General features: G+C 47.8%; 13 protein-coding genes. 6 read left to right on the top strand and 7 right to left on the bottom strand.

Features of this window, described 5'->3' with window-relative positions; translation table 11 throughout:
• Positions 1–238: 238 nt before the first annotated feature.
• From rsgA to grpE, 5 genes are all read right to left on the bottom strand, one after another.
• Positions 239–1,489, bottom strand: coding sequence for a ribosome small subunit-dependent GTPase A (gene rsgA, locus OSC7112_RS12230; RefSeq protein WP_015176191.1), 1,251 nt, complete (start codon positions 1,487–1,489; stop codon positions 239–241).
• A complete protein-coding gene (locus tag OSC7112_RS12225; RefSeq protein WP_015176190.1) occupies positions 1,486–1,776 on the bottom strand; it encodes a sulfurtransferase TusA family protein in 291 nt (96 codons plus the stop codon). Before OSC7112_RS12225 ends, rsgA begins: the two co-directional genes overlap by 4 nt.
• Positions 1,777–2,064: 288 nt before the next feature.
• Positions 2,065–3,195, bottom strand: a complete 1,131-nt coding sequence (gene dnaJ, locus OSC7112_RS12220; RefSeq protein WP_015176189.1) for a molecular chaperone DnaJ — start codon at positions 3,193–3,195, stop codon at positions 2,065–2,067.
• Between the two features lie 132 nt (positions 3,196–3,327).
• The gene (gene dnaK, locus OSC7112_RS12215) at positions 3,328–5,466 is read right to left on the bottom strand and encodes a molecular chaperone DnaK (protein ID WP_015176188.1); all 2,139 of its coding nucleotides are present in this window, start codon (positions 5,464–5,466) and stop codon (positions 3,328–3,330) included.
• A gap of 293 nt (positions 5,467–5,759) precedes the next feature.
• Positions 5,760–6,554: a nucleotide exchange factor GrpE gene (grpE, locus tag OSC7112_RS12210; RefSeq protein WP_015176187.1), complete on the bottom strand. Its 795-nt coding sequence runs from the start codon at positions 6,552–6,554 to the stop codon at positions 5,760–5,762.
• Positions 6,555–7,843: 1,289 nt separating this feature from the next.
• Here grpE and OSC7112_RS12205 point away from each other — a divergent pair.
• From OSC7112_RS12205 to OSC7112_RS12195, 3 genes are all read left to right on the top strand, one after another.
• A complete protein-coding gene (locus tag OSC7112_RS12205) occupies positions 7,844–9,850 on the top strand; it encodes a GspE/PulE family protein (RefSeq protein ID WP_015176186.1) in 2,007 nt (668 codons plus the stop codon).
• An 89-nt stretch (positions 9,851–9,939) separates the two neighbouring features.
• Positions 9,940–11,037: a type IV pilus twitching motility protein PilT gene (locus OSC7112_RS12200; RefSeq protein ID WP_015176185.1), complete on the top strand. Its 1,098-nt coding sequence runs from the start codon at positions 9,940–9,942 to the stop codon at positions 11,035–11,037.
• 94 nt (positions 11,038–11,131) lie between these two features.
• On the top strand, positions 11,132–12,262 hold the full coding sequence (locus OSC7112_RS12195; RefSeq protein WP_015176184.1) for a type II secretion system F family protein: 1,131 nt from the start codon (positions 11,132–11,134) through the stop codon (positions 12,260–12,262).
• An 803-nt stretch (positions 12,263–13,065) separates the two neighbouring features.
• Here the strand turns inward: OSC7112_RS12195 and OSC7112_RS42360 are convergent.
• Entirely contained in the window at positions 13,066–13,305 is a 240-nt protein-coding gene (locus OSC7112_RS42360) for a hypothetical protein (protein ID WP_397319317.1), read from the bottom strand.
• A gap of 187 nt (positions 13,306–13,492) precedes the next feature.
• On the opposite strand from OSC7112_RS42360, the gene OSC7112_RS12190 reads away from it, so the two are divergent.
• Both OSC7112_RS12190 and OSC7112_RS12185 read left to right on the top strand, forming a co-directional pair.
• Entirely contained in the window at positions 13,493–14,614 is a 1,122-nt protein-coding gene (locus OSC7112_RS12190; protein ID WP_015176181.1) for a glycosyltransferase family 4 protein, read from the top strand.
• An 11-nt stretch (positions 14,615–14,625) separates the two neighbouring features.
• Positions 14,626–14,859, top strand: a complete 234-nt coding sequence (locus tag OSC7112_RS12185) for a hypothetical protein (RefSeq protein WP_015176180.1) — start codon at positions 14,626–14,628, stop codon at positions 14,857–14,859.
• Positions 14,860–14,982: 123 nt separating this feature from the next.
• Here OSC7112_RS12185 and OSC7112_RS12180 read toward each other — a convergent pair whose 3' ends face one another.
• Positions 14,983–15,918, bottom strand: a complete 936-nt coding sequence (locus OSC7112_RS12180) for a DHH family phosphoesterase (protein ID WP_015176179.1) — start codon at positions 15,916–15,918, stop codon at positions 14,983–14,985.
• Between the two features lie 66 nt (positions 15,919–15,984).
• Here OSC7112_RS12180 and bioF point away from each other — a divergent pair, with 66 nt between their 5' ends.
• Positions 15,985–17,157, top strand: coding sequence for an 8-amino-7-oxononanoate synthase (bioF, locus tag OSC7112_RS12175; RefSeq protein WP_015176178.1), 1,173 nt, complete (start codon positions 15,985–15,987; stop codon positions 17,155–17,157).
• Positions 17,158–17,182: the final 25 nt, after the last annotated feature.

The raw sequence follows: 17,182 nt of genomic DNA, 5'->3' as shown, positions 1-17,182 counted from the left end.
ATTTTTGCTCCTGCAGTACCCGCTAACTTTTGCTTCTGTTCTACTTTTTTTAACAAATCTAAGGCCATTTAATTTTAGCTATTAATGTACTCAGGACTTACGCACTCGCGACTAAAGAACGCCGGTTTTGCGAAGGGGGCATCGGGGTGCAACCAAGTATTTTCGTCGAGGAAACCCGGTTTCTGGGTAAGTCTTGGTACTGTTGTCTAGTGTCTGCGGGCGATGGGCGTCGACTTCCTCACAACTCCTCTAAGTCTTGACACATATCTTGGAGTGACTGGTGTTGAAGGCGGCGGGAAGAGCGGCGATATTTTTTAGTTTGCAGCTTCGGTTCGTAATGCTGCGTACCATCCGACTTGGTTTGCTGCTTCAAACTCGATTCGGCGCTACTAGAGTTTTGCTGTTGTTGCTGGCGGGCGATCGCCTCTTCGAGAAAATTTAAGTAATAATCGTAGCGCTCCCAACCGCCCCGCACCACACAGTTAGGCTCGTCTCGGTGCGAACAGTCGCTAAACTGGCAGCTACCCAGAGCCAGCCTCTGGCGAGCTTCTGGGAAATATGCCGCTAACTCTGAGGGATCGCATTCGAGAGCCGGCTGATTAAAGCCCGGAGTATCGGCCAAAAGTCCGCCGCCGGGGAGTTCAAATAGTTCGACGTGGCGAGTCGTGTGGCGCCCGCGGCCGAGTTTGCCGGAAACAGCGTTCACTCGCAGATTCAGGGCCGGGATCAGTTGGTTGATCAAGCTGGACTTGCCAACCCCAGAAGGGCCACAAATTACCGTTATTTTCCCTTGCAAGTGACCCAGAAGGAAGTTCGGCAACGGGCTAGGTACGGGCTTTAACGGATGTAACGGCTTGACCGAATTTGAAACTTGGGGGTTATCCTCAGAACTCAGCTTATATGGCTCTATTTTCTCCACTAAGTCATGAAAAGCTGGTTCCGAGGCAGAAACTTCATTTTGACCGTTAGCGGCGGCTTCCTGAAATCCGACACTGCTGCGGACGCTAATAAACATTGGTTCGTAGCCCCAGCCTGAAAGCCGATCGCGCCACTGTTCCAACTCGTGGGGCGTGACCAAATCGCATTTGTTCAGGCACAAACTCACCTCTAAACCTGTAGATTCGGCCTTAACTAAAAACCGAGTTAATGACGCGGGATCTAAGTCTGGTTCGGCGAGGGCAAAAACGAGGAGAATGCGATCGGCATTAGCTACAGGCGGGCGGTTGAGTTCTGTTTGGCGGGGGAATACTTCAGAAATTGCACCCCGGCGGTCAGTCCAGTCCGGTTCGTCTACCACCACGCGATCGCCCACCATCACCTGTTGGCCAATTTTTTTCAGTCGAGTGCGGCGAGTGCACAGGAGAGTCGGAGAATCCGCGAGGGGAGCATTTTTCCCGTCAATGGAGACTTCGGGATCTAACCTCACTTGGTAGAAGTTAGCCTGAACAGCAATTACCGTACCGACGATCGAGGGCGAATTCAGGCTCATCCTGCTTCCTTGTCTTCTGGGCGCTGCACTTTCATTGCAAAAAAACCCGAATCCGGCTCATCCGCGACAAATTGCGTTTCGAGTATCTGGTAGCCTTCCATTTTGAGACTATCGGGCACTTGTTCGATCGGCTCCCCAGCGTCGAGCCACACTTCCAAAACTGCTCCCGGTGCCATTTGCTCCAAGCGCAATTTAGTGCGGACAAAATTCAGAGGACACGGAGTACCCCGCAGATCGATTTTGGCATCTGGGGATTTGGGATTTTCAATTTTCGATGTTGAATTCATAATGCTGTTTGCAATCTCAAATCCTGAAAGCCTTAGTTCTTTAAACAAGTTGCCTGGAAAAGGGAGAATCTCAAATTTTGTGTCCAATTGGACACAGATTATTATTTCGGGAAAAAGTGAGCGCCATTGCGCTCACTTTTTTGAGCGCTGCTGAAACCGAATGCCCAGGAAGCGTACCACCTGCAATTTTTGTGAGCAATTGCACACAATTTTTTGACAGATACTAAAACAAATGGCCGGGGAATCCTCAAACAGGAAAATTTGACACCCATGGGTGTCAAAAATTGCTTATTTCTGAAACAAATTGCCCAGAAACCCTTCCAAGCCGCCTTTACCAGTACGATCGCCCTTCAGCTTAGCAAGCTGCATCAGCAATTCCCGTTCCTCAGCCGTCACCTTAGTCGGAATGTCAATAGACACCGTAATCAAATGATCGCCGCGACTGACTGGATTTCCCAACCGAGGCACCCCTTTTTTCTCCAAAGTCAGGACAGTATTCGCCTGAGTTCCGCTAGGAATCACCAATTCCGTCGGCCCGTCTACGGTTTCGACTTCCAACCGGCACCCCAAAATTGCTTGCAAATAACTAATCTTAACTTCCGAGCTAACGCTAGTGCCGTCCCGCTTAAATAGCGGGTCTTCATTCACCGCCAAGAACACGTAAAGATCTCCGGGCGGCCCGCCCAGTTTGCCGGCATCCCCTTCATTGGAAACGCGCAAGCGAGTACCGTTGTCAACCCCAGCCGGAATAGTGATTTTCAGCTTTTTCATCACTTCTTTCTGGCCCCGGCCGCCGCAAGTTTCGCACTTATCCTCAATCACTTGCCCGGTGCCGTTGCAAGTGGGGCAAACAGAAACTTGAGTAAAGCTGCCGAAAGGAGTGCGGGTCGCGCGTCGGACTTGACCGCTGCCGCTGCAAGTCGAGCAGGTTTGGGGTCTGGTTCCGGGTTTCGCGCCAGTCCCGGTGCAAGTTTCGCAGGTTTCTAGATGCTTGATGCGGAGTTCTTTTTCGCCACCAAACACTGCTTCCCGAAAATCCAGTCGCAAATCCAGGCGCAAATCGTCTCCGCGCACCGGCCCGCTGCGCCTGCGACCTTGCTGTTGTTGGCCGCCGACGCCTCCCTGAAAGCCCTGAAAGAAGCTTTCAAAAATATCGGCAAAGCTGTCACCAAAGTCTTGGAACCCAGGTGCGCCTGCACCGCTGACGCCTGCTTCGCCGAAGCGGTCAAAACGGGCGCGGGTTTCGGGTTCTGAGAGTACCTCGTAGGCGCGGTTAATTTCTTTAAACCGCTCCTCGGCACCGGGTTCTTTGTTGACATCTGGATGGTACTTGCGAGCTAGGCGGCGGTAAGCACGCTTAATTTCTTCTTTGTCTGCGCTGCGAGAAACGCCTAATATTTCATAGTAATCACCGGCCATAGAGCTGCTTGCCTGGAGGTAAATAACAAAAAGTGTACGAAAAAGAAACGGGCGACCTTTCCTGAAATTACAGATTAAAAATCAAAAATTCTCATTGTTAATTTTTAACTTTTAATTTTTAGCTTTTCAGTTTTAAAGGAAAGGATTCATATCATCAACTTCTGGTTCGGGAACCTTCTGTTTTTGTTTTGACTGTGGATTTGACTGTGGACTTGACTGTCGTTTTGACTGTCGCTCCGGCTTTGATTCCGGCTTTGATTCCAGCTTTGGTTCCGGCTTTGGTTCCGGCTTTGGTTCCGGCTTTGGTTCCGGCTTTGGTTCCGGCGGAGCTTGGGGCGCCACCAGCAGCTCTTCTGTCAGCAAAATGCTGTCGTCGTCGGCTTTAACCTCTTCTGGTTCTGATTCTACTTTTGACATCATCTCCCTTTCAACAACAGCTCCTGACGGGGCTACCCCGCTGCGGGCATGGTCGTAGACTGCTGTCCCGAGCGAGTATAGCAGTTGCTTGAAAGATTCGATTGCGGGCGTGAGTTCCTCGATTGTGATGTCGGGGTTAGTCATCGCTGCCCGCAAGGCTACTGCTGCTGTTTCGGCTTCGACCTTGAGGTCGTCGCTGAGCAGTTGCGCGTTGGTTTTTAAAGTTACACCACAATTATAGACGAGGGAGTCAGCTTGATTTTTGAGTTCGACAAGTAGAGCGCGCTTGATGTCCTCGTCGGCGTAAAGTTCGGCTTCTTGCCGCATCCGCTCGACTTCGGTTTCGCTCAATCCCCCTGTATTGGAAATTTGGATGCTTTGTTCTTTTCCGGTTCCCTTGTCTTCAGCGGCAACTTTGAGAATCCCGTTGGCATCGATTTCAAAGGTAACTTCGATTTGAGGTACGCCGCGGGGGGCTGGGGGAATGCCTTTGAGCAGGAACTTGCCGAGACTTTTATTGTCTTTAACCAGTGCCCGCTCGCCTTGGAGTACGTGAATTTCTACCGAGGTTTGCCCGTCTGCCGCCGTGCTGTACATTTGCGATCTGCTGGTGGGAATAGTTGTATTGCGCTCGATTACTTTGGTGAACACCCCGCCCAAGGTTTCGAGCCCCAGGGAGAGCGGCGTCACATCGAGCAGCAGCAAGTCTTTGACTTCACCGCCCAACACCCCGGCTTGAATTGCCGCGCCTACGGCTACAGCTTCGTCGGGATTGACGGATTTATCGGGAGAAACGCCCCCAAAATACTTGCTAATTGCCTTTTGAACTGCCGGAATCCGGGTTGAGCCTCCCACTAAAATAATCCTGTCTATGTCTTTGGGGGTCAAACTTGCATCTTTGAGGGCTTGAGTCACCGGATCGATCGTCGCTTGCACCAAATGAGCCACCAGTTTTTCAAACTGAGCTTTGGAGAGTTCCATTTCCAAATGCTTCGGCCCTTTCTCGTCAGAGGAGATGAATGGCAAATTGATTGAGGTCGATTCCCGGTTAGAGAGTTCGATTTTCGCTTTTTCCGCAGCTTCTCGGAGGCGCTGCAAGGCCATTTTGTCTTGTGAGAGGTCACTGCCTTCTTGAGTCCGGAAAGCTTCTACCAGCCACTGGACTATGCAGTCGTCAAAGTCATCTCCTCCGAGATGGTTGTTGCCGGAGGTGGCGTTGACTTCAAAAATTCCGTCTCCCAGTTGCAGGATGGAAACGTCGAAAGTACCGCCGCCCAGGTCAAAGACCAAGATTTTCTGTTCTATATTTTGCTTGTCCAGCCCGTAGGAAAGGGCTGCCGCCGTCGGTTCGTTGACGATCCGCAGGACTTCTAGCCCCGCGATCGTACCGGCGTCTTTGGTAGCTTGCCGTTGGGCGTCTGTGAAGTAGGCTGGCACTGTGATCACGGCTTGGGTAACAGTTTGTCCCAAATAAGCTTCAGCATCTTGCTTGAGCTTTTGGAGTACCATTGCCGAGATTTCCTGGGGAGTGTGAACCTTGTTCCGAATTTGGACGTTAACGGTATCGTCTTTGCCTTTTATGCAGGTATAGGGAGTTCGGGCTCGTTCTTCTTCCGTGTCGTCCCACCGCCGTCCGATAAATCGTTTGATGCTGTAGACAGTATTTACGGCATTAGTTACAGCTTGCCGCTTGGCTAGTTGACCTACTAAGCGATCGCCCGCCTTGCCGAATCCTACTATACTCGGAGTTGTGCGGCCGCCCTCGGAATTGGCGATCACGACGGGTTTACCGCCCTCTAGCACAGCTACGCAACTGTTAGTTGTGCCTAAGTCAATTCCAATAATTTTTCCCATAGCGCCTCATAAAACTTTGTGGGATGTTTGGAAACCTCCAACTACAGGTTGGGGGAGGAAAAACGACTCAGCTTGTTCAAACAAGCATCACCCGACTAGATTTGTAGGAAATAAACTTGATGTCCTCAAGCAATATCAAAGACGGGTAAAAACATTTTTCAGAATTTTTGGAGAAAGCGCTGACCTGCTTTTAGCCATCTTTAATTCAGAAGTTGGTGAGTCTGCCACCTTAGAACCCCCGAATTCTATTCGGGGGTCAGTGACTTTGAGGAATGCAGTAGCTTGTATCCCGATTAACCTTCCGAACTATCGGGATTTTCATCTGAGGCTACCACAGATAGCCCAGCCGCTGCAACTTTCACTTTGGCGTGCCGCAAGACGCGATCGCCCAGAATGTAGCCGCGTTCTAGTTCTTGGATAATTGTTCCTTCCTCGTGTTCGTCAGTTGGCTCGATCAGCATAGCTTCGTGGAGGTTGGGGTCAAACTGTTCGCCTTCGGGGCGCATCGGAGAAACCCCGATTTGCTTGAGGCTATCTACCATTTGCTTGTAAACGCTTTGGTAGCTTTTGTGAATGTTCATTTCGCCGTCGGTTTGCGGCTTGATGTGCGATCGAGCGCGCTCGAAATTGTCAATTACCGGCAACAGGGGTTTGATCGTCAGACACCTTGCCTGTAAATCTAGCTCTTCTTTTTCCTTTTGGGTACGCCTGCGGAAGTTTTCAAAATCTGCTGCTAGGCGGAGATTTTGATTTTTCAGTTCTTCTAGTTGAGCGGATGCGGCTTGCAACTGAGTTTTTACAGCCTCTTTTTCATCTGTTACCTGCGCCAGTTCCTTCTTCCAAGGCTCCACCGCGTCTGCAGTCGGACCGTTTGTTGAACTGCCGGTGACGGTAGGCCCCGATGCGTTTGCTGGGGTGCGATCGCCCTGAGCACTTTGATAAGCTCGAGCAAGTTCGAGTTCCCAATCCGCCGATCCGTTCGAGTTTCCTGATGCCGCCGGATTTTCGCTTGCCATTGGCGAACCCTCTGCGGTGGTTTCCCCAGTTGAGTTAGGATCTTGATCTTGCTGTTTTTCCTCGTCAATCATAAAAGCTGCGCGACAGAACCCTATCAATTCTAGCAGATACAGTTAACCCGGTAAATCTAGAGGGATCGAATTGACTGTGTATGGCACAATGTGAAAAGAGGAAATCTCGCCAGATATCGAGACATTGCTCAAAGCTTTCCCTCAAATATTCAAAAGCCCGTTTATATATTTACGTATAATATGGCCCTAATAGGGCAAACCCAACATTTGTTGGTTCCTCATTTTTAATTAACGCGATCGCATTTACAACAATTTTTATAAGTATATTCTGCTGTTAAGTCTACTACAAGATTTACCCCTTCGGATGCTTGATTTTTCAAGGTTTACTTAAAACTATAGTGAGTTAAAGCTATCATCTATCACGCTGTTTTATTAGCAAGCTGAGGCTGGCTTTTTTTCCCATTTTCGGAGTTTGGCAAGTGGGGAGAAAAAGGAATTTGTATGGAGTGACTGCAGTTAGCTGTGTGCTGGTGTAACTCAGATAGTAGATTCTTAATCTTGAGGCGAATTGGGGCTGTGTTTTTTTTGATTCGATACCGCCGAAGTCGCTTGAAGTCTCGAATTGTCCCCAGCCAAATGAGAGAGATTAGTTGGTCTCGCTGAGGTGCTCATCTGTAAATACGATTGATATCTAATTTGGCTCTTCCCAAGATTTTTGAACCGTCAACCTTACGTCACAAAGGTTCGGACACCAGGGTAGAATCAAAGTAATATTTAGTGACCCGAAACTAGAGTTGCTCAAAATTTGCCCTGGGGCTCATGCAGCCGACGATCGGGCAGTGACCGATCGCAGATAATTAATCAAAATATATTTCACAAGGGCGATCGAGGCTTTCGTAAAAGCTATCATCACAGAAAATAGGTCATCTTTAATTTAGTACAGCTAACCGCGCCACCACGGACGGTGTAATTTGAGCAAACAATTTGGGAAAATAGAATTAGCCTGGGAGGGGGGCACACCCCGCCCCGCTTTTCTCTCCCGGTACGGGGAATCCCCAAGTGATATGCCCTGACGCTATAACGAGAGTATCCCGCAAGTTAATCAGGTAAGTAAGCAACTTAGCACTCAACGAACAAGATTTGATTGCAAGCACCGGCAAATCCCTCCAACATCTCGTCAAGTTGTGGACGAAGCTTAGAGGGGACTGCGAGCTTACACTTGAGAGATAGGGATTGAGCAAGAAAATGATAGCCGATCCACAAGCAAAGAATACGGGGGTTAAAACCCCGCGTTGCTTTTCCTCTCAGCACTCTTTGTGACTGAGTTTCCCACCTATTGAGTGTTTTTTATGACTAGCACATCCCCGCTGCGCTCCACATCCCTAGTTTCTGTGAGCCAATTTCCTCCGGCTCTCACCAAGATGATTCTGTCGGGTTACGTCAACGGCGAGCAAGTGAAGCAAGCTCAAATTGAAAGCCAGAAGTCGGGCAAGCGTTTGACGGAGGTATTAGAAGCACTTACCGGGCAGCCGTTGCCCCCAGAATTGCTGCGACTTTACAAGAAGCAGCAGATGTTTGAACGGAAGATAGTCTACGGGGTTGAAGCATTTGACCCGGAGATGAGCGAAATGTCTAACGAGCAACTCGGAGTTATGCTCGATGCGTTGAAGATTTCGATCGACATTTGTCACCAAGGTCGGTTTTTACCCGTAGCGAAGACTGAAACTGAGCCGCCGGCGGTTTTAGTGGCAATGGTAGATCCCGACAACCTCAACGCCATAGAAGATTTGCGGCGGATTTTACAGCCTCACGGCTTGGCTTTGCAGCGGCGAGTGATTACGCCGGACGACTACCAGGACATTACTTCTGCTTATCAAGACGAACAAGTTAAGAGGGAAGCTAAAAAAGCTGAAATCGAAAAACAGAGAAAGATGGATTTGGGGGAGGGAGATTTTGGCGAGCTCTCGCTAGAAGAGGAGAGTAGCGACCAAGAAGACCTCGCTAACACCTTGGACGATGCAGAGGCGGCCCCGGTAATTAAGGCAGTCAATATCATTTTGGCTAAAGCTTTGTCGGAAAAGGTGTCTGACATCCACGTAGAACCTCAAGAAGAGTTCATGCGGATTCGGATGCGGAAAGACGGGGTGCTGCAAGAGTATTTCCGGTTTCCCAAGCAGGTAGTAGCATCGATTACCGCTCGTTTCAAGATTATTGCCAACCTGGATATTGCCGAACGCCGACAAGCTCAAGACGGCCGTATCCGCCGGGTATTTGAGGGACGCACGGTGGATTTCCGGGTGAACAGCTTGCCTTCGCGGTACGGCGAAAAAATCGTGCTGCGGATTTTGGACAGTTCCAGCACTCAGTTGGGTTTGGGTTTGTTAATCTCCGACGAGGAAACTCTGGCTTTAGTGCGAGAGAGTGCTAGCCGTCCGTTCGGACTGATTTTGGTGACGGGGCCGACGGGTTCGGGCAAGTCAACTACTCTGTATTCGATTCTGGCGGAACGGAACGATCCGGGGGTTAATATCAGTACGGCGGAAGACCCGATCGAATATGCTTTGCCAGGAATTACCCAATGTCAAGTAATTCGGGAAAAAGACTTGACTTTTTCCAACATTCTGCGGGCATTTTTGCGGCAAGACCCTGACGTGATGCTGGTGGGGGAAACGCGGGACAAGGAAACGGCCAAAACGGCTCTGGAAGCTGCTTTGACGGGACACTTGGTGCTGACGACGCTGCACACGAACGACGCGGCCGGGGCAGTCGCCCGTTTGGCCGAAATGGGCGTAGAACCGTTCATGGTTTCGGCCGCGTTGTTGGGCGTGTTGGCTCAGCGTCTGATGCGGCGCGTTTGCGACAAATGCTGCATTCCTTACCAGCCTACTGCAGCAGAACTCGGCAAGTACGGTCTGTCGGCTTCTCAAGAAATCGATCTAACTGTTTACAAAGCCAACACTATACCGGTGGAGGAAAGGAAGGAACTGGCAGAACGCGAGCAACTTTGTCGGAAGTGCGGCGGCCTAGGCTACAAAGGACGGGTAGGGGTTTACGAGTTCCTGAAAAATACTGAGCGGCTTCAAACCCTGATCACTCAAGGAGCTCCCACAGAGCAAATTAAGGAAGCAGCAGTAGAAGAAGGGATGAAAACGTTGTTGGCTTACAGCTTGCAGTTGGTGCGGGAAGGCGCGACTACCTTTGAAGAAGTCGAGCGGGTGACGTTTACAGACTCGGGGCTGGAGGCTGAACTGAAGGCCAAACGCAAGCAGGGACTTACCTGCAAAACTTGTCAGGCGGAATTGAAGCCGGAGATGCTGGATTGTCCGTACTGCTTGACGCCGCGCTTTTTGGATTGATTCAGCAGTTAACTGTTGACTGTTAACGGTTGACTGTTAACTGAGCTAGATTGGTCAATAACTATCAATTCGATCGAGGAGAGGTATCTATGGGTCTGATGATTGAAGACGTACTGGAGTCCCTGGTAGAGCAAGGGGGTTCGGACATACACATCCAAGCGGGCGCGCCTATATTCTTCCGAGTCAGCGGTAAACTAACTCCTCAGACTCAATACGGCGACATTCTGTCTGCTGAGGAAGTGCAGATCCTGATTTTCCAAATGCTCAACAATATGCAGCGCAAGCAGTTGGAAATGGAGTGGGAACTCGACTGCGCTTACGGCGTTCGGGGATTGGCTCGGTTTCGCGTCAATGTGTACCGGGAGCGGGGTGCTTGGGCTGCTTGTATGCGGGCTCTGGCTTCTAAGATTCCTAATGCAGATGCTTTAGGCGTGCCGCAGGTTTTGCGGGATATGACGGAAAGACCCAGGGGTATGCTGTTGGTGACGGGACAAACGGGTTCCGGGAAAACTACTACGATGGCGGCTTTGTTGGATCTGGTCAACCGGACGCGGGCGGAACACATTCTAACAGTTGAAGATCCGATCGAATACGTGTTTCCTAATATCAAGAGTTTGTTTCACCAGCGCCAAAAGGGCGAAGATACTAAGAGCTTTGCTAATGCCCTGAAAGCTGCTTTGCGCGAAGATCCTGATGTAATTCTCGTGGGGGAAATGCGCGACTTGGAAACGATCGGTCTGGCAATTTCGGCGGCAGAAACGGGTCACATGGTGATGGGAACGCTGCACACTAATTCGGCGGCTGCAACGATCGATCGGATTTTGGACGTGTTCCCGCCCATTCAACAACCCCAGGTTCGCGCCCAGGTATCTAACTCTTTGGTGGGAATTTGCAGCCAAAATTTGGTAGTGAAAGTTGGGGGCGGCCGCTGCTGCGCTATGGAAATCATGGTGAATACTCCAGCTATGGCTAACTTGATCCGGGAGGGCAAAACTCCCATGATTTACTCCCAAATTCAAATGGGGGCGAAATTGGGCATGAGGACGATGGAAATGGCCCTCGCTGAACTTTACAAGAGCGGTAAAGTCACTTGGGAAGCGGCAATGAGCAAGGCTTCTAAGGCTGACGAACTCGAACGCTTGATCGGCCCGGCACCTGTTGGTGGCGCCCCGGTAAAAGCTCATTAATTCCGTCAGCAGTCATTAGTCTGGAGTCCGTAGAAAGAACTGATGACTGATGACTGATGAGTCATAACTTTTAATAAATTTTCAGAGGTGAGCTGTGGCTACCAACGTTATCCGCGAAAAACCGAAAGGTGGCTTTGATTTCAGTAAGATTCAGGAGCAAATTGAATATAACCTTACCAGCCTTACTGTTAAGGATTTGGCTATTTTTGCTCGTCAGTTTGCGGCTATGTTTAATGCAGGGGTGGCGATCGTTAGATGCCTTTCCGTGCTGCACGAGCAGTGTTCTAATGCTAAGCTGAAACGAGCGCTCAGGAGCATGAATGCTGACGTGCAGGAGGGGATAAACTTGGCAGAGGCGATGGCTAAGTTTCCTGATGTTTTTGACCAACTGTTTATCAGTATGGTGGCGGCGGGAGAAGTCGGCGGGGTGCTAGATGAAACCCTAGACCGTCTGGCGGTGATGATGGAAAAAAATCACAAGACGGAGGCTGAAATTAATTCGGCGATGTCTTATCCGAAGACGGTGTTGTTTGTGGCGATCGTGATTTTTTTCGCAATGACCATATTCTTGCTGCCAACTTTCGCTAAGATATTTAAGGATATTGGTGCAGATTTGCCGACTTTTACGCTGATAATGTTGGGAATTAGTGCATTTTGTACGGCTTGGCCTCCGATCCAACAGGTGACAGTTATTGGGGTAATTATAGCGCTCAAAATTGCCTTTGATATGTACTATAAAACTCCAATGGGCCACCTACAAATTGATAGGATTGCCATGAAATTGCCTGTTTTTGGAGATTTGATCGAAAAATCGGCTGTGGCTCGGTTTTGCGTGATATTTGGGTCACTAACGCGATCGGGCGTGCCGATTCTCAATTCTTTGGAAATTGTGCGAGATGTGGCGGGGAATCAGGCGATATCTAATGCGATCGAATATGCGAGACAGGAAATTCAAAGCGGTGGCATGATCAGTATTGCTTTGCAAGAACAAGCTGTTTTTCCGTCTTTGGCCATTCAAATGATGGCAATTGGCGAGGAGACAGGGGAACTTGACAAGATGCTGATGAAAGTTGGCGCTTTCTACGAAACGGAAGTGGAAGAAGCAGTAAAAGGACTTACCAGTATGCTAGAACCTCTGATGATTGTGGTCGTCGGTGGTATCGTAGGTTCGATTTTGCTGTCGATGTATCTGCCGATGTTCGCAGTGTTCCAGAAGCTGGGCTAATTAGTTAAGCTGTCGCGCATTTAAATTGTATATTCTCCGCGGGCTCATAGGCCCACCCCACAAGACGGGGAATTGTTTTTTAACAGACAATTTAAATGTAGAACAGCTTATTAGTTATTAGTTAGTAGCAATTAACGCATGACCAATGACTATTCCAATCCTTCCCAGGCTCTGCCTGGGAAGGCCTTTGGAGGAGGCACAGCCTCTATTCAAAGGAGAAAAGGATTTGGAGGCTCTGCCTCCAAATCTTCATTACCAGGGTCTTCCCATTGGTGACAACTTACGAAAATGTCACAAAAGTCAAGTAGGAGAGGCAGACAGGTTTAACTGCTGCCTAATCCTGGCTTTACGCTCCAGGGTAAACGCCTCTTAATTTGAACCCACAATATGCTACAGTTAAATCCGAATAATTCAATGTAGTTATTGTAGTTTATGGGTGCTATCAATGGCAAAAAGTTTTACTCAAACTTTAAATCACCAACCAAAACAAACAGATTCATTGCCTGCGGTGAATATATTAAAGCCCAGTTTTTTAGAAAATTTTGCCAATTTGAACTACCCCATAATAGAAAGAATAAAAAAAGTTACTCAGAGATATTACAGGGTAATCGCATCTTAATTAACGTATAATGGTGAGGAAAATTTTTAAAACATTTGACAGCATCATTCAAGCGCATCTCGTAAACTAACGAATGAAAATTGAGTGTGATGCTGATAGCCAGCTAAGCACGCTCGCTGGGGTTCCACCTAGTTGATTTATTTCCATCACGTGCTCTGGCCTAGGGCGTGTTTTAAAACTATAACTACAACAGAATGCAGGCGATCGTAATCATGGCTGTATAATTGGCAGCCAGCTTCTCATATCCCATAGCGATCCGACTCCATTGCTTGAGTCGGTTGATAAGCTGTTCTACATTTAAATTGTCTGTTAAAAAACAATTCCCCGTCTTGTGGGGTGGGCCTATGAGCCTGCGGAGAATATAAAATTTAAATGCGCGACAGCTTAGCACGTTCAACAATGTTCCGTCGGCGGTAGATTTCACGGCAGCCTTTTTCCATCTGCCTGAGTGAGGGATACCTGCCGGAGGTCCATTCCCAGTTTAACTGCTTGTTGGTCGCCGATCCGGTCTCCACCGCACCCCTGCCTCTGGCGGGTGCATTTTCTGTCATTTGTCAAGTATAATTTATACCAAATTAGATGCGATTACCCTGCACTAATAACCAATAAATATGGTTCACTTTAACGTTGCCTTTCAACACTTTAACTCCTTTACCGACATTACCCTATCCCTGGCGAAAACTTTACACCAAATGGGAATTCCTATTTCGGTCGAACCTTCAACCATAGCCTCTCATCTCAGCCGCAATTCCACAGCAGAAGAAAACGACCTGCTAGAGAAGTGGATGAACACCACACCCTCAGATTTATTTCAGATAAAATGGTCTCATTACTGGAAACCTTATTTTTTAAAAGAACTTAACGGACATCTCAACTTAGAACTTTTTGCTATCAATTACGAATTCGCCAAAAATCATGATGATTATGATTACTGGATTTACGATGCTGTTAACACTTCATCTCACAAACTAGCCGTCAGCCAATATTCTAAAAACGTTTTAATAAAAGCTGGATGTCCGGCGACCAACGTATCAGTCATGCCTCTAGGTTTCAATCCTTTAATCTCGCAACTCTATTTTCCCCGATCCCCAAAAAAACCAAAAGATGTAAAACATATTCTGCACATGACCAATTCTTTTGATTTCTATAGATTTGGCACGGATCTGGCCATTCAAGCTTTTTGGGAAGAGTTTCAAGATGATTCTAACGTAGAGTTAATAATCAAAGATGGGGGCAAAAATCCAGATGTTATCGTGGAACATCTCGCCAATATTGAAAAGCAGCTCGGCAAATTAAAGGCAAAAATTCTGATTATCCCTAAATTTTATAATAAAGCAGAACTAGCTAATTTATACTTGTCAGCCGATGCTTTTTTAGCTCCCTTTCGCGGCGAGGGTTTTGCAATTAAAATTTTGGATGCCTTTGCGGCGGGTTTACCCGTCGCTATGACTATGTACGGCGGTCCGACTGAGTACGCCAAGAGTGATAACTGCTATCCCATTGCTTACGATCTAATGCCCGTAGGAAAGTGTTACGATACTCAGTCTCTAAAAATCCGAAATTCTCCTCATTGGGCCGAGCCAAATCTTCAGTCTGTTCGCGAACAGTTGCGAAAAATTGTTGAAGACCCGATGCGTTTTGAGGTAGCTCACAAAGCTAAAGAGACGGGGGATTTATTTAGTTGGGAAGCAGCCGCTCAAAAATTGCTAAGATTAATGCGAGAGTTGTTTTAGGAGCAGAAATTATGGGACTCGAACGCAAAATGTTTAGGGGAATGTTTTCACCTGGGGAAGTGGTACGATTGAAACAGCCTTGTTTTACTCCCGGGCGATTGTTTGAGCCAGGAAAATATAATGCTGATGAGTTGCCGGATATCGCTTTTGAGATGGGTTTGGTAGACCATTTGCCACCAGTCAAAGCCAAGAGTTCAGAAAATCTCAATGTTCAGAACCTGCCAGCTAAAAACCTTGAGGACTAAACTCCCGTTGGCAGTAAGGACTTCAGTCCTAAAAATCCCTGTTTGTAGTAAGGACTTTAGTGCTGACAATTAAAACAAATAATCAAAGACTCAAGTCCTGACTGCAAAAAAGATAAAGCCAATTCAACCATTTTGCTCTATCTTGGCAATTAACTCTTTCAAAACTTGACTGGCTTTATCGTTCTCAATCTGACAAGTTCCGGCATTCTGGTGTCCACCGCCGCCATATCTTAACATTAGCTCCCCAATATTAGTTTTAGAAGTTTTGTTAAAGATTGACTTGCCAACTGCGAAAACAGTATTTTGTTGTTTCAGTCCCCAAAGTACGTGAATCGATATATTGCACTGAGGGAACAAAGCATAAATTACAAAACGATTGCCCGCATAAATCACCTCTTCGTTACGCAAATCCAAAACAACTAAATTATTATAAACTTTGGCGCATCGCTGTATTTGCTCTTTAAATTTTTCTTCTTGCTCGAAGTAGAGGTCTACTCTTTCTTTTACATCAGGAAGCTGCAAAATTTCATCGATGGTATGATTTTTGCAGTAATCGATTAACTGCATCATTAACTGATAATTAGAAACCGTAAACTCTTTAAACCTTCCCAAGCCGGTGCGGGCGTCCATTATGAAGTTTAACAGCACCCATTCTTGCGGATGCAGAACCTCTTCTCGGGCAAATTGAGCGGAATCTGATTTGTCAACGGCCGCCATCATCGCCTCAGAAATATCAGGAAACTTTGCTTGGCCTCCATAATATTTGTACAGTACCCTAGCTGCTGAAGCTGCATAGGGATCGATGATGTGGTTAATTTTGATTTTCTCGTGTCTAAGAGTTTCGCTGAAATGGTGATCGAAAGCTAGATGAACTCCGTCAACATAGGGTAAATTGGTGCTAATATCGTTATTTGTTATTTCGATTTTTCCATCCTGCATATCTTTAGGATGCACGAATTTAATCTCGTCGATCATATCGAGTTCTTTGAGCAAAACGGCACAGACAAGACCGTCAAAATCGCTGCGGGTGACTAATCTGTATTTTTTAGTGAGTGGCATATGCTTCTGTGATAGGGAGGAACTGATCACCAGCTAATATAACGTATTACCCGATCGCTTTCCAATATGAACACAGACCCTTACGCTTGGATAGAGAAGGCCCTGGACACAGTTCGCCGTGCCGATTGGTATCGATCGCCACAATCGATCGAAACTTCCCCTGGGCCGGTGGTACAATTAGCAGGCCGTCGGCTGATTAACTTTGCCAGCAACGATTATCTGGGACTTGCTGGCCATGACAGGTTAATTCAAGCTGCTATGGCTGCAACTAAGGAATTTGGTACGGGTGCGACGGGTTCGAGGTTGGTCAGCGGACACCGCGATTTGCACCGACAGCTAGAACAAGCTATTGCTAATTTAAAACAAACTGAAGATGCTTTAGTATTCAGTTCGGGATATTTAGCGAATCTAGGGGCGATCGCATCCGTTGTCGGCAAGCGCGATTTGATATTATCTGACAAGTACAACCATTCGAGCCTGAAAAACGGAGCCACACTCAGCGGTGCAACTGCCCTAGAGTACAGTCACTGCAATCTTGAGGATTTAAAGGCCAAGCTAGAGCAAAATCGCGCCAGATACCGCAAGTGTTTAATTATTACCGATAGCGTCTTTAGCATGGATGGGGACTTGTGTCCGCTGCCGCAGTTGTTGGCTGTGGCCGAAACCTTTAACTGCATGTTATTAGTAGATGAAGCTCACGCTACAGGAGTTTTCGGTGCTAGCGGTGCCGGTTGTGCAGAACATTTCGGGTGTACGGGAACACCGCTGATTCAAGTGGGGACACTCAGCAAAGCTTTGGGAAGTTTGGGCGGTTACGTTGCGGGCTCTGCTGCTTTAATTGATTTTCTGCGTAATCGAGCTGCGAGTTGGATTTATACTACAGCATTGACGCCTGCTGACGCGGCGGCTGCTTTGGAAGCTGTCAGAATTGTCCAGCAAGAACCAGAACGCCGACTTCGGTTGCGACAAAATATCGAAACTTTCAAATATTGCGCGATTACCAATCACCAATTACCAATTAGCAATTCCCTATCCCCAATTTTCACTCTTCCGTTAAAAGATGCAGCGGCAGCTTTAATAGTAGGGAGCAAACTCAAGGAGATGGGTATTTTTGCTCCGGCGATTCGGCCTCCGACTGTCAGCGTGAGTCGGATTCGGATTTCGCTGATGGCAACTCACGAACTCGCACACCTTCAGCATTTGGTAGAGGCGCTGGAGGAAGTTTTGAGTTTTGACTAAATTTTGGGTGCGCCACAAGTACCTA

The organism is Oscillatoria nigro-viridis PCC 7112, from assembly GCF_000317475.1.
Taxonomy (GTDB): Bacteria; Cyanobacteriota; Cyanobacteriia; order Cyanobacteriales; family Microcoleaceae; genus Microcoleus; species Microcoleus nigroviridis.
This window is presented reverse-complemented; position numbering and strand designations above follow the sequence as displayed.